The organism is Bartonella sp. M0192 (assembly GCF_016102305.1).
In the GTDB taxonomy this organism is placed as follows: domain Bacteria; phylum Pseudomonadota; class Alphaproteobacteria; order Rhizobiales; family Rhizobiaceae; genus Bartonella; species Bartonella apihabitans.
This window is the reverse complement of the sequence record NZ_JACFOU010000001.1, coordinates 52822-66042: the sequence shown is the minus strand read 5'-3', so window position 1 is coordinate 66042 and position 13221 is coordinate 52822. Positions and strand designations below refer to the sequence as shown.

General features: G+C 46.4%; 11 protein-coding genes and 1 pseudogene. 11 read left to right on the top strand and 1 reads right to left on the bottom strand.

What is annotated here, in order from left to right; all coding sequences use genetic code 11:
• Positions 1–2: 2 nt before the first annotated feature.
• Positions 3–206 carry a YdcH family protein gene (locus tag H3S82_RS00310; RefSeq protein ID WP_077972986.1) on the bottom strand — a complete coding sequence of 68 codons (204 nt, stop codon included), beginning with the start codon at positions 204–206 and terminating at the stop codon, positions 3–5.
• A gap of 235 nt (positions 207–441) precedes the next feature.
• Here H3S82_RS00310 and H3S82_RS00305 point away from each other — a divergent pair, with 235 nt between their 5' ends.
• The 11 genes and pseudogenes from H3S82_RS00305 to ftsH all read left to right on the top strand — a co-directional run bounded on the left by H3S82_RS00305 (position 442) and on the right by ftsH (position 13157).
• Positions 442–609: a YdcH family protein gene (locus tag H3S82_RS00305; RefSeq protein WP_077972984.1), complete on the top strand. Its 168-nt coding sequence runs from the start codon at positions 442–444 to the stop codon at positions 607–609.
• Between the two features lie 484 nt (positions 610–1093).
• On the top strand, positions 1094–2095 hold the full coding sequence (locus tag H3S82_RS00300) for an NAD(P)H-quinone oxidoreductase (protein ID WP_198233384.1): 1002 nt from the start codon (positions 1094–1096) through the stop codon (positions 2093–2095).
• A 132-nt stretch (positions 2096–2227) separates the two neighbouring features.
• On the top strand, positions 2228–2902 hold the full coding sequence (locus H3S82_RS00295; protein WP_077972978.1) for a DUF1013 domain-containing protein: 675 nt from the start codon (positions 2228–2230) through the stop codon (positions 2900–2902).
• A 600-nt stretch (positions 2903–3502) separates the two neighbouring features.
• Positions 3503–4216: a protein TolQ gene (tolQ, locus tag H3S82_RS00290; RefSeq protein ID WP_198225660.1), complete on the top strand. Its 714-nt coding sequence runs from the start codon at positions 3503–3505 to the stop codon at positions 4214–4216.
• A gap of 13 nt (positions 4217–4229) precedes the next feature.
• Positions 4230–4694, top strand: coding sequence for a protein TolR (tolR, locus tag H3S82_RS00285; RefSeq protein ID WP_198225661.1), 465 nt, complete (start codon positions 4230–4232; stop codon positions 4692–4694).
• A gap of 21 nt (positions 4695–4715) precedes the next feature.
• Complete coding sequence (locus H3S82_RS00280) at positions 4716–5768, top strand: hypothetical protein (protein WP_077993967.1); 1053 nt, start codon at positions 4716–4718, stop codon at positions 5766–5768.
• Between the two features lie 500 nt (positions 5769–6268).
• Positions 6269–7504, top strand: a pseudogene (gene tolB, locus H3S82_RS00275) (Tol-Pal system beta propeller repeat protein TolB); the annotation flags it as partial.
• Between the two features lie 370 nt (positions 7505–7874).
• Positions 7875–8366 carry a peptidoglycan-associated lipoprotein Pal gene (pal, locus tag H3S82_RS00270; RefSeq protein WP_075869304.1) on the top strand — a complete coding sequence of 164 codons (492 nt, stop codon included), beginning with the start codon at positions 7875–7877 and terminating at the stop codon, positions 8364–8366.
• A gap of 115 nt (positions 8367–8481) precedes the next feature.
• Complete coding sequence (gene ybgF / locus H3S82_RS00265) at positions 8482–9531, top strand: tol-pal system protein YbgF (protein WP_198233383.1); 1050 nt, start codon at positions 8482–8484, stop codon at positions 9529–9531.
• Entirely contained in the window at positions 9522–10871 is a 1350-nt protein-coding gene (tilS, locus tag H3S82_RS00260; protein ID WP_198233382.1) for a tRNA lysidine(34) synthetase TilS, read from the top strand. The genes ybgF and tilS overlap by 10 nt, the downstream gene beginning before the upstream one ends.
• Positions 10872–10991: 120 nt before the next feature.
• On the top strand, positions 10992–13157 hold the full coding sequence (gene ftsH / locus H3S82_RS00255) for an ATP-dependent zinc metalloprotease FtsH (RefSeq protein ID WP_198237073.1): 2166 nt from the start codon (positions 10992–10994) through the stop codon (positions 13155–13157).
• Positions 13158–13221 lie beyond the last annotated feature (64 nt).

The window sequence follows — 13221 nt, the reverse complement described above, 5'->3', positions numbered from 1 at the left end:
TTTTATGCAATAATGTCGGGAATAATACGATCTTCGAGTTTTTGCAGTTGATCTTTAATCGCCAATTTCTTTTTTTTCATCCGCTGGATTTGTAACTGGTCACAGCCTGTTTTTATCATTGCGTCAATTGCTGCATCATAATCTGCATGTTCTTGCTTCAATTTTGCAACAGCCAATTTGACATCAACCTGTTCCTGTTCAGACATTTAGCGGCCGTCCTATTTTGCATGGGGCTTGTTCATCGGGCATTGTTGTCGCCCATCGTCATTTTTTCGCCTATACCACGAAAGAAAAATTGCGAAAATGTTTAATTGCCAAAATCTGTGGTAATTCATTTTAAAGTCGACAATTAATGTTAAAGATGCCAAGCTATTCTTTGCCGATTAGAAAAGGCTTCGCAAGAATTATGAAGTTAATATCAAAGAAATAAGGAGCATAGTTATGGCGACTGAAGCACATCTGGCATCTTTGGAACGTAAGCACCAGGAGCTTGAAACAAAAATCGACAAAGCCATGGCTTCGCCTTCGGCCGATGATCTTGCCATTAATGAACTCAAACGGAAGAAGCTTGCTCTCAAGGACGAGATCGAAAAACTCAAAACGCTTTAGTTTTAATTGATTGTTTAAAGTTTTATCGATTTTTTGAAACAGGTTACAAAATTATTTTGTCCTGAGTGAAGCTTGCATGAAGGAAAGGGGGAGATTTTCCCTTTCCGGCCAAGGTGTATTTTCACACCAAACGAGGCGTTTTTTTATAACACGGTTTTGTAAATTGTTTACAAAAGTGTCGCTGGCTACTTGTACAATGTGCCGTTAAAAATAATGTACAAGTTTTTTTGACAATCACTCTTTTGGCTTAAGCCTTATTTCTTGCTATTACTTCATTGAACATGAATTTCCCGTATCATAGGGGGGCATAAAGTTTTTGTTACGCAAAAATGGTTCTGGATAAAAGGAAATTGCACGGAAATAGACTTTGCGGGGGAGAAGACCATATGTCATGAAAGACATTTACACATAAAATGCCAGAGCAAGACTGTTATGTCAGGGCAAGATTGGCACGAATGTCGGAAGTTTGAAGAAAGGGTTTACAATGACTGTCTCGAAAAAGACAATGAAGGCTATTGAAATTGCCGGTAAAGGCGGGCCCGAAGTGCTCAAACTCGTTGATGTCAACATTCCGGACATAAAGAACAATGAAGTTCTTGTGCGTGTTCGTGCAGCCGGTGTGAACCGTCCGGATGTTTTCCAGCGGATGGGTAGTTATCCGCCGCCGGAAGGAGCTTCGCCACTACCGGGGTTGGAAATTGCAGGTGAAATTGTCAAACTTGGTGTTGCAGTCAAACAATGGAAAGTTGGCGACAAAGTCACGGCGCTGATTGCCGGTGGAGGTTATGCCGAATATGCGGCTGTTGCTGCCGATAATGTTTTGCCTGTTCCACATGGCTATGATTTTATAAAAGCGGCGGCGCTGCCTGAAACTTTCTTTACCGTCTGGAGCAATGTGTTTGATCGCGCACATTTGAAATCGGGTGAAGTTTTTCTTGTTCACGGTGGCACTTCGGGCATTGGCACGACAGCTATCCAATTGGCAAAAGCTTTCGGTGCCAAGGTGCTTGCCACAGCAGGAACAAAAGAAAAATGCGAAGCCTGTTTGAAACTCGGGGCCGATCTTGCAATCAATTACCGGACAGAGGACTTTGTCAGCAAGGCTCAGGAATTTACCCATAAAAGAGGTGTCAACGTCATTCTTGATATGGTCGGGGGCGACTATGTCAACAAGAATTACAAAATCGCTGCCCCTGAGGGACGCATTGTCCAGATTGCCAATCTTTCCGGCTCTATGGCAACCGTTAATCTCAACTACATTTATGTAAAGCGGCTTATTCATACCGGCTCGACGTTGAGGGCACGTGACACAGCGTTTAAAGCTGCCATTGCCGCGCAATTAAAGGAAAAAGTCTGGCCGCTCCTCGAAACGCAAAAAGTTCATCCGGTTATTGATAAGGTTTTTCCGCTTGCAGAAGCCGCCAAAGCCCATGAACGCATGGAATCAAGCGCCCATATTGGCAAAATTATTCTCCAAATCGATTGAGGGGACTTGCGAGTTTCACCTCATGTCTTGTCGTTTTATAAAATTCGGTTTATAAGGCTTGGCGAATTCCCGGAAAATGTGGTCTATTCCACGTCCCGCCTCACCGGAGCGGGCGAACGAGAGGATAATGTTATGGCAACACAACTATTGATGCCCAAAGCTACAGCCGTTTGGCTGGTTGATAATACGGCGCTTTCTTTTGACCAGATCGCCGCTTTTTGCAAGTTGCATCCATTGGAAGTCAAAGCGATTGCCGATGGAGAATCAGCACAAGGCATCAAAGGGCTTGATCCGATTATTACCGGTCAATTGACGCGTGATGAAATTGAACGCGGCGAAAAGAATAATGATTACCGCCTGAAAATTTCCGAACCAAAAGTTCGCCTTCCGGAAAACAAACGTAAAGGACCGCGCTATACACCGCTTTCAAAGCGTCAGGACCGTCCGAATGCTATTTTGTGGCTGGTGCGCAATCATTCCGAATTGAAAGACGCGCAGATTGCCCGTTTGATCGGCACGACCAAATCGACAATCGAGCAAATCCGCAATCGTACGCACTGGAATTCGGCAAATTTGACACCGATGGATCCGGTAACACTCGGGCTCTGCTCGCAAATCGAACTTGATATAGAAGTTGAAAAAGCCGCCAAGAACCGTCCTGCAGTGACACCGGAAGACGGCACATTATTGCCGGCATCAGCTACCGAGAATCTTGAAATCAATGATAACAAGGATGAAGAGCTTGATGCCGATAAGGTTTTTGCCAAGCTTTCATCTCTTAAAAGTGATAATCACGACGATAACTGAGTTTTTTACCAGTCAAGCTGTCAGACTTGATTGGTTTGGCAAATAAACTATTCGTTTTATCCCGCAATTTGAAAAAATTGCGGGTTTTGTTTATCGAAAACTTAGCTCTGTCGGTCAAATAACGACAATTTTTTACGTTTTTGTTATAATATTTTTATTATCTATAACTAATTATAAGAAGTTATAAGTTAAATTTTAAAATGATAAATTCATTAAATTGCTTTTTAACATATGAAATATTGTTTCTTTGTCATCATTGTGCCCGCAAAGGCAGATTTTTTAAGCCTCCAAAGTTGAACTCCTAGACCATTAAAAGTTGCCCCGTTCAGGTTTGTTTTTAATTAGCCGACTTATCATTACTAAAAATTAACCATCCTTATCTATTGATATCGTCGAAGCAAACGCGCCGGAATATTCAAGTTTTGGCCTTTGTTTCAACAAATTTAAACGTCATAGAAATAACGTGAAGCAGGGAAATATCGTGAAGCAGGTCTATCGGTAAATCTGATGCTTCAGTTATTTTGACGGGAAGTAAAGAATTTTGCTTAAGACCGCCCGGTGAAAAGATGCCGGGCGTTTGGATTCAGGGATTAACACATTATGCCGGGAATAGAATTAGCGAGTCCAGCGTCGGTAGGAATCTGGAGCCTGTTCATGCAGGCCAATTGGGTTGTAAAAGCTGTCATGATCGGCTTGCTATTGGCATCTATCTGGAGCTGGGCAATTATTATTGATAAATTGATTGCTTATAGTCGCATTCGTCATGCGATGAACCGTTTCGAGCAGATTTTCTGGTCCGGCCAATCGCTTGAGGACTTGTATAGAAATTTGAGCGAAAGGCGGGTCTTTGGCATGGGAGCCATTTTTATGGCGGCTATGCGCGAGTGGAAAAAGTCACTTGAAAAGGGTGCGCGCTCGCCGATGGGTTTGCAAAGCCGTATTGATAAAGCTATGGATGTTGCACTTGCCCGCGAAAGCGACCGCATGGAATCGCGTTTAGGGTTTCTGGCAACAGTCGGCTCGGCAGGTCCGTTCATTGGCCTCTTCGGAACGGTTGTTGGTATTATGAGTTCTTTCCAGTCCATTGCAGCCTCGAAGAATACATCTCTTGCTGTCGTCGCACCCGGTATTGCGGAAGCCTTGTTGGCAACGGCTATCGGTCTTCTTGCTGCTATTCCGGCGGTTATTGCTTTCAATAAATTGTCGGGAGATGCGGGAAAAATCACCGGTCGTCTTGAAGGCTTTGCCGACGAATTTTCAGCCATTCTTTCCCGCCAAATCGATGAGAAATTGACTTCTCGCCAGTCTTACTAAAAGGAATTCTGAGATGGGTATGGCTGTAGGAAGTTCCGGTGGTTCAAAACGGCGTGGTCGCCGTGGCGGTGCGCCGCGTCGTGGCTTGATGAGTGAAATCAACGTGACACCATTCGTTGATGTGATGCTGGTTCTGTTAATTATTTTTATGGTTTCGGCACCATTGCTTGTTAATGGTGTGCCGCTTGATTTACCGAAAACGCAAGCCGGCCCCGTCAACACCGAAACAAAACCTTTGACGGTTTCCATTAACGATCAGGGGCGCCTTGCCGTCAATGAGGAATATTATGATACGCCGGATGAAGTTGTTGCAAAATTGAATGCTGTTACAGAATCATCAGGCGGTGATGCTTCCAAGCAACGTATTTTTGTTCGCGGAGCAAAAACAGTAGAATACCAGAAGGTTCTTGACCTTCTCGCAATCATTCAGAAAGCGGGCTTTACCAATGTTGCATTGGCAAGTCTGCCACAACAGTAAAATTGGCGATAAACTGATATTATGAAAGCAGGTCTGGCAACATCGGTAGCGGCACATGCCCTGATTCTTACCTGGGGGCTTATCAGCCTTTCCTCGCCGGCCGATTTTAATGCGGAGGTAACCGAAGCTTTGCCGGTTTCTCTGGTGCCGATTGCCGAAACGACTTCGATACAAAAGGGCGAGTTGACAGCATCCAAAGAGAATAAAGCCGCACCGAAACCGACCACAAAACCGGTTGAAAAGCCTGATGCCGAGCATGTCGGTGATGGCAAGGTTGATAATGAAGCGCCATTAAAGCCCAAGGAAAAAGATCGCGATGTCGATGCAACACCGCCGCCTTCGGGCACACCCGACGCGGATCCGAATCCCGTTCCACCTACAAAAACGCCCGAAACAAAGCCGGACAATACTCCGAAACCTGAAGAAAAACCGAAGGTAGAAGAACAAAAGCCGGAAGAAAGTTCCAAGCCGGATAAGGCAGAGCCGAAGCCGGAAGAATCGGCCGATGCGACCGAACCAGCTAGCGAGCCGAAGAAGGATCCTTTCCCGAATTTACCGGAAAAAGCACCTTTGCCGACAGCAAAACCGAAACCGGCGGAGCCTAAGCCTGCTGTAAAAGCCAAAGGTGAAAGTGTCGATGATATTCTGGCAATGAATGAAAAGGCCTTGATTGATAAAACGCGCACATCCGGCGGTGGTGCTGCCCGTTCGCAAGGGCCTGCGGGTTTTGGTGCCAAGAAAAATATCGGCAATGGTCAGGATGTTGGTCAGACACTCGTTAATGCGGCAACAAGCTGTATCACCAAAAACTTGAAATTGGCCGCCCTCGGTGGCGGGGTCGCGGGAGAAAATCCGGTTGCCGAAGCCAAGTTCAATTTGAGCATAGAGGGTAAAGTTGTCGGTGAACCGATCATTACCGGAATGAGTGGCAACCCCAATAAAGTGGACTTGCTGATTAACCAGACACGCGCGGCCATATTTGCCTGTCAGCCGTTCGAGGATTTGCCACGTGACCAATATGACAAATGGGGTCAGGGATTTGATTTGAAAATCGACCCGTTCAATTCGTTCTGATTGTGGCGACGTATTTTTGTGACGGGATTAAACAAAGTAAACAACTATAGGAGAGATAACCGACTTTGCTATTCGCCAATGGTGTTGATGAGATAATTTTTTCATAATGGCGGAAAACAGTTTTCGATGTTCATCTTGTTTTCGATTGCATATCCGGTTTCCGGCTTGGCAAAATTATCTCATCGCAATGATGATAGCGGCAGAAAACAAGACGTTGCTCGAAAATAGTTAGAAGGTATTGGATAGGTCGGCAAGGATCTGATGTGAAAGGGCTTGGAAACGGTTTTTCAAAACAGTTTAGTCATGATTGAAAAGCTGTTCATGCAATTGGAATAAACATCCGGAATTTTTACGATTCCGATACAAAAAAGACGTAAAGTGGAATGCTTTAAGGCAACGGAAAGAAAATGGTTTCTTCGATGATTAAGAAAAATAAGCGCCTTTATATTTTTGTTTTTTTGTCAATGGTTTTGCCATTTCTAGGGTGGCAAGCCTCTTTTGCGCAATTGAAAGGAACTGTCTCGTCGGCCGATTTTAACCCGATTCCCATCGCAGTGACCGATTTTATTGCCGGTGACCAGATGGGTGTACAGATTTCTTCGGTGGTGACCGCCGATCTTGAACGCTCGGGGCTTTTCAAGCCGATTGACAAATCGTCATTTCTGGAACGTATTTCCAATCCGGATGTACAACCGCGGTTCCCCGATTGGCAACAAATCAACGCACAAGGTTTGGTAACCGGCCGTGTTACAAAAGAAGCAGACGGGCGTTTACGGGTCGAATTCCGTCTCTGGGATGTTTATGGTGGCAAACAGCTTGAAGGCCGCCAGTTCTATGCAACACCGCAAACCTGGCGTCGCGTTGCCCATATTATAGCCGATGCCATTTACACGAAAATGACCGGTGAAAAAGGTTATTTTGATACGCGCATTGTATTCGTTGATGAAACAGGTGCAGCAAATGCACGTGTCAAACGTCTTGCTATTATGGATCAGGACGGGGCAAATCTTACCTATATCTCGAACGGTCGCGAGCTCGTTCTAACGCCACGTTTTTCACCAAGCCGTCAGGAAATTACCTATATGGCTTATGCCGGTAACAATGTCCCGAAGGTTTATTTGCAACAAATCGAAACCGGTCAGCGTGAACTTGTCGGTACTTTTCCGAACATGACCATTGCACCGCGTTTTTCACCGGATGGTCAAAAGGTGATTATGAGTCTGTTGCAGGATAATGGCAGTGCCAATCTTTACACAATGGATTTGCGTTCGCGTTCGACAACACGGCTTACGACAACGCCGGCGATCGATACATCGGCTTCCTATTCACCCGATGGAACCCAGATCGTTTTTGAGTCCGACCGTGGAGGAAAACCGCAAATCTATGTCATGAATACCGATGGCAGCAACCAGCACCGCATCTCGTTCGGCGATGGCAGCTATTCAACGCCGGTCTGGTCGCCTCGCGGTGATTACATTGCCTTCACCAAGCAGTCGCAGGGGCAATTTTCAATCGGTGTCATGAAGCCCGACGGGCAGGGTGAACGTTTGTTGACTTCCGGTTTCCATAATGAAGGTCCGACATGGGCACCGAACGGTCGCGTTATCATGTTCTTCCGGCAAAATCAGGGGCAGCAGCCAAAGCTCTATACGATTGATATTACCGGACGCAATGAACGTGTGTTGCCAACCCCGAATGGTGCGTCCGATCCGGCATGGTCGCCATTGCTCGATTAGGAATTTTATATCAACCTTATCAAGCTGAAAGGCCATAAGCTTTCAATTTCTTGATGGCATCAATTGACTTTTCCGGCTTGCTACAAGAAGGTTTTTTCAAAATACCGAACACCGTTTCAAAGAATTGAAACGGTGTTTTTATTTACCGGCTTTCTTGAACAACTTGCTATTGGACTTTTTACTCATTTCGCGCTAAGGAAAATCACATCTGCCGTCTTTCCGCCTCAATCAGCGAGCAACCGGTGGATTTGTATTTTTTATAAAAAAGTGATGCGTAAGTATTCATTAACCATGCGTGTTGAGAGCTTTTTAAGCAAATCAAGCTAAAAGCCTTGAAAATCAACCGCTAACTTTTAAGGAGTCTCGGCACATGGGCCGTTTCCAAAAACTTGCTCGCAATCCGCTTGCTATAGCATTTGTCCTATCGCTAACTCTCGCTGGCTGCGCCAAACACGGCCTGAATGACCCGAATGCGCTGGGACTGAACAACGCAAAACCGGGATCAGCGCAGGACTTTACAGTCAACGTTGGTGACCGCGTATTCTTTGATCTTGATTCATCCAGTATTCGTGCCGATGCCCAGCAGACATTGACACGTCAGGCACAATGGTTGCAGCGTTATCCGCAATACACCATCACTGTTGAAGGTCATGCCGATGAACGTGGTACACGCGAATACAATATCGCTCTTGGTCAGCGTCGTGCTGTTGCCGCCCGCGATTATTTGATTTCACAAGGTGTTGCCGCCAACCGCATGCGGACCATTTCCTATGGTAAGGAACGTCCGGTTGCTGTTTGTGATGCTCCGCAGTGCTGGAACCAGAACCGTCGCGCTGTTACAGTCTTGAACAACGCACGCTAATTTACATTTTTATTCCAATGTCAAAAACGGCCCTGTCAAGGGCCGTTTTTTTTGTCAAACTTCCGCCGAAGTTGGTTGATAACCAAAATTGATACGAACATAAAAGGACAAAGCTATGGGTTTTCTTTCTTCCCCGCATTTATTGGCATGTTCGGTAAAACGTTTGGCTACAACGGTTATACTCGCTCAGGCTTTATCGTGGTCGGTGCTGGTGCCTTGTTATAGCGCGTCGTCAGAGCAAGGCGGATCGTCATTTGCAAACGGGCTTTTTCCTTTTGGCAAGAAAAAAACAGTTGAAAGCCAAACCGTACAAATGTCTCCGCAACCCGATAGCCGCGTTACCGATCTTCAACAACAGGTGCGTGAACTTACAGGAAAAGTAGAAGAGCTCAACTTTATGGTTCTGCAAATGCAGGAACAATTGCGGCAATTGCAGGGAGGCTCGGCGAGCTCTTCTGGTTCGACCCAACAACCGTCATCGCCGCAACAAGCCCAGTCACTGCCATCGTCATCCCAGTCATCTGCAGCAAAAGAAACTACTGGCAAGTCTGTTACCGGGAACGCAGTTGAAGGGTCTACGGGAAACAGTGTCCCTCAAAACAGCGAAAATGGACAAAAAATAAATCCGCAAGAAGCGCCTAAAGATCTCGGCTCGATTGAATTTGACAAGAATGGCAATGTTCTTAATGGAAGTGTCAATAAGGATGCAATAGACACCGGTGCTCAAGGTCAGTCGGGCACACAAACCGCAACAGCATTGCCCACGGTTCCACAAACAACCAGTGCAAAAGAGCTTTATGATATCGGTTATAAAAATATCCTTGCCGGTGATTACCGTTCAGCCGAAGCCGATTTTCGTGCTTTTCAGGAGCGCTATTCCACCGATCCGCAAATTGCGGACGCAAGTTTCTGGCTTGGCGAATCTCTTTTCGGCCAGAAGCGCTATCGTGAAGCGGCACAAGCCTATATTGATGTGCAGCGTAATTACAAAGATTCACCGCGTGGACCGGAAAATCTGTTGAAACTTGGTATGAGCATGGCTCATCTTGATGAACAGAAAGTGGCTTGCGCAACCTTTGCCGAAGTGACAAAACGTTACAAAACTGTAGATCCGGCAGTTTTGAAACGTGTCAAGGACGAGCAAAGTCGCAACAAGTGTCAATAATAGATTTCAAAAAACTCTTTGAGCCTTCAGATTTCGAAAACTGTAAAATAGTCATTGCTGCGGTTTCAGGGGGCGGGGACTCAACGTCTCTTCTGTTTCTTCTGCGTGACTATTTGAAAGGTCTTGCAAAACCCCCCGAACTCATCGCTGTCACAGTCGATCATCGTCTGCGTCCCGAATCTGCGGCCGAGGCCGAAGAAGTCGGAAAACTGTGTGAGCGTCTTAACGTGAGACACGAAACGGTTTGCTGGGCAGATGCGAAACCTCAAACAGCTTTGTCCCATGAAGCGAGAATAGCACGTTATGGTTTGCTCTTTTCTGTTGCTGAAAAAGTCGGTGCGAGTGTCATTATGACTGGTCATACTTTGAATGATCAGGCAGAAACTTATGAAATGCGGTTGCATCGCGGTAGCCATCGCGGCCTTGCCTGTATGCCGCGTGAATCACTTCTTATGCGCAAAATACGCTTGATCCGGCCTCTCCTCGGAGTGAAACGGCAAGAGTTGCGTGAATATTTACGCTCCATTAAACAGGATTGGATTGACGACCCGACAAATGAAAATCCGCATTATGAACGGGTACGCATTCGCAAACGCCTCAAAGACGAGGATGTTGATGCCATTGCAAAAAAAGTTGACGAAGCGGCAATTTTCAGGCGCACACAAAGTAAAGCCGCAGCCGATCTCATCGGTAAACTCGACATAACAATGCAACATGCCTTATGTACGATAAGCGCGGTCACGGACGAGCAGTTGAATGACCCGGAGTTTCCTTTTGTCATGGGGGCTCTCGCTTCCATTATTGGGGGAGCGCAGGTTCTCGCGAGCGATTCGCAGGTTGAATTTCTGAAAACCCAGCTCATGAAGAAACGGACGGCTCTTTATCATTTTACGTTGCTTGGAACGGTGATCGAGCTTAACGGTAAAAATATCAGATTGTGGCGCGAGGCGAGAAACCAGACAGCAAGTGTCGCCGCTGCCCAATCTTCGATCATTTGGGATGGTCGCTATCGAATTGATAACCGGTCGGACAATGCTGTGCGGGTAAATGTTCCCTCTCTTTGCGATATAAAGTCTGTAGCGCGGGAAGAAGATATTAACCCCCGTTCGATCCATTTCCTGTCACTACAGACAGCATTGGCAATTTTCAGCCGTTCGGGAATTGATATTCCGGCTCTTACGGGAAAACTTGTTCATGCCGAAAATCTCACCTGCAAGAGATTCATGCGCCCGTTCGGTTGGCTGATCTCTTCTGATGATTACCCGCTTTTTAAAATATTAAGCCGTTTTTTTGAACTGACATTGTCGACATCGCAAGAAAATGACCAAAAAGCTGGATGAAACATTATGAAAAGCTCATGTTCAGCCTTGGCAAGGCAACTTCAAGCACATATGTTACAATAAAATTTATCCAATAGAGCGTAATAGCCAATAGAGCGAAATAGATTGAGTGGACCTAATATGAATCCAAATTATCGTTCCTTCCTGATATGGGGGATCATCGCACTCTTATTGATTACTTTATTTTCGTTTTTTAACGGAAATAGTCAGCAGGGTGGCACAGGAGAGATAACGTATTCAGATTTTCTGAAACGGGTCGATAATAAAGAAATCAAAACTGTTACCATTCAAGGTCAACGTTTGACCGGCATCACAAACGATAACAGAACGGTTCTTTCCTTTGCACCCAATGATCCCGGTCTTGTCACTCGTCTTGAAAGCAAAAACGTCAATGTCAGAGCCCAGCCGGAAAGCACGGGCAATAGCACATTTATGAATTTGCTCATCACGCTTCTGCCGGTTGTCATTCTTATCGGCGTGTGGATTTTCTTTATGCGTCAGATGCAAGGGGGTGCACGCGGAGCGATGGGCTTTGGTAAATCCAAGGCAAAATTGCTCACCGAAGCGCATGGTCGTGTGACTTTCAAGGATGTCGCTGGCGTCGACGAAGCCAAACAGGATTTACAGGAAATTGTCGAATTTTTGCGTGAACCACAAAAGTTCCAGCGTCTTGGCGGTCGTATTCCACGCGGTGTTTTGCTTGTCGGCCCTCCCGGAACCGGTAAAACATTGCTCGCCCGTTCCGTTGCCGGTGAAGCCAATGTGCCGTTCTTCACAATTTCCGGTTCGGATTTTGTCGAAATGTTTGTCGGTGTTGGTGCCAGTCGCGTTCGAGACATGTTCGAGCAGGCGAAAAAGAATGCGCCATGTATCATTTTCATTGATGAAATCGATGCCGTCGGTCGTCATCGTGGAGCCGGTTTCGGCGGTGGCAACGACGAACGTGAACAGACATTGAATCAGCTTCTTGTCGAAATGGACGGGTTCGAGCCGAATGAAAGCATTATTCTGATTGCCGCAACCAACCGCCCCGATGTTCTTGATCCGGCATTGTTGCGTCCGGGTCGTTTTGACCGGCAGGTGGTTGTTCCCAATCCGGACGTTGCAGGACGTGAGGAAATTCTTAAAGTCCATGTTCGCAATGTGCCTTTGGCTCCGAATGTCGACTTGAAGATTGTAGCGCGCGGTACACCCGGATTTTCCGGTGCCGATTTGATGAACCTTGTCAATGAAGCAGCACTTATGGCAGCCCGGCGCGACAAACGCCTGGTCACCATGCAGGAATTCGAGGATGCCAAAGATAAGGTCATGATGGGGGCCGAACGCCATTCCGCCATGACACCGGCAGAAAAAGAGCTGACAGCTTTTCACGAAGCGGGACACGCCATTATCGCTATCAATATGCCGGCAGCCGATCCGGTGCACAAAGCAACAATTGTCCCGCGTGGTCGTGCACTCGGTATGGTTATGCAATTGCCGGAAGGTGACAAATATTCGATGAGTTACCGCTACATGATTTCGCGGCTGGCAATCATGATGGGTGGCCGTGTTGCCGAAGAATTGAAGTTCGGCAGGGATAACATCACTTCCGGTGCTTCCTCCGACATCGAACAGGCAACAAAACTTGCCCGTGCGATGGTCACACGCTGGGGCTTTTCCGACGAACTCGGCAAGGTTACTTATGGCGAAAGTCAGGAAGATATGTATCAGGGAGGCGGGCGTAACCAGCAGGTTTCGGAAGAGACAGCAAGGGTTATTGATGCCGAAATTCGTCGTCTTATCGACGAAGCCTATCAGACAGCAAAACAAACCTTGACGTCGAAGAAGAAACAATGGGTTGCTCTTGCCGAAGGTTTGCTTGAATACGAGACTCTTACGGGAGCCGAAATTCAGGAAGTCATCAACGGCAAACCGCCATCACGCGATATGGGCAAGGATTCGCCGACCCCGCATGTTTCAAGTGTTCCGAAAGCCGGAAAAACGCCTGAAAAATCCAAAGCCGATCATGCGAAGTCGGTTGTCGTAAGGGCAAAAGCGGTTTCTCATTCGACCGATAAAGTCGATGAAAAGCAGGAATCTTCCGACAAGTCCGAAACAGCAAAAGCTACGGTTGAGAAAAAGCCGGCAAGGATCAGAAAGACGACAAAGACGACAAAGACAACGGGGACAACAAAAACGTCAAAGTCGGAAAAGTCCGAAAAACCGGTAAAAAAAGTTGAAAAGCCGACAAAAAAATCGGCAGAAACAGAAACCGGCACTGATAATCCGGATAATAAAAAGGCCTGAACTTTATTTTAAAAAACGTCAAAGCGGCTTGATAAACTCAAGTCGCTTTTATTTTATTCAAGTG

Excerpts from the sequence above, each read along its gene's own strand:
- H3S82_RS00310 (WP_077972986.1), bottom strand. The coding sequence starts at position 206 with ATGTCTGAACAGGAACAGGTTGATGTCAAATTGGCTGTTGCAAAATTG.
- H3S82_RS00305 (WP_077972984.1), top strand. The coding sequence starts at position 442 with ATGGCGACTGAAGCACATCTGGCATCTTTGGAACGTAAGCACCAGGAG.
- H3S82_RS00300 (WP_198233384.1), top strand. The coding sequence starts at position 1,094 with ATGACTGTCTCGAAAAAGACAATGAAGGCTATTGAAATTGCCGGTAAA.
- H3S82_RS00295 (WP_077972978.1), top strand. The coding sequence starts at position 2,228 with ATGGCAACACAACTATTGATGCCCAAAGCTACAGCCGTTTGGCTGGTT.
- tolQ (WP_198225660.1), top strand. The coding sequence starts at position 3,503 with ATGCCGGGAATAGAATTAGCGAGTCCAGCGTCGGTAGGAATCTGGAGC.
- tolR (WP_198225661.1), top strand. The coding sequence starts at position 4,230 with ATGGGTATGGCTGTAGGAAGTTCCGGTGGTTCAAAACGGCGTGGTCGC.
- H3S82_RS00280 (WP_077993967.1), top strand. The coding sequence starts at position 4,716 with ATGAAAGCAGGTCTGGCAACATCGGTAGCGGCACATGCCCTGATTCTT.
- pal (WP_075869304.1), top strand. The coding sequence starts at position 7,875 with ATGGGCCGTTTCCAAAAACTTGCTCGCAATCCGCTTGCTATAGCATTT.
- ybgF (WP_198233383.1), top strand. The coding sequence starts at position 8,482 with ATGGGTTTTCTTTCTTCCCCGCATTTATTGGCATGTTCGGTAAAACGT.
- ftsH (WP_198237073.1), top strand. The coding sequence starts at position 10,992 with ATGAATCCAAATTATCGTTCCTTCCTGATATGGGGGATCATCGCACTC.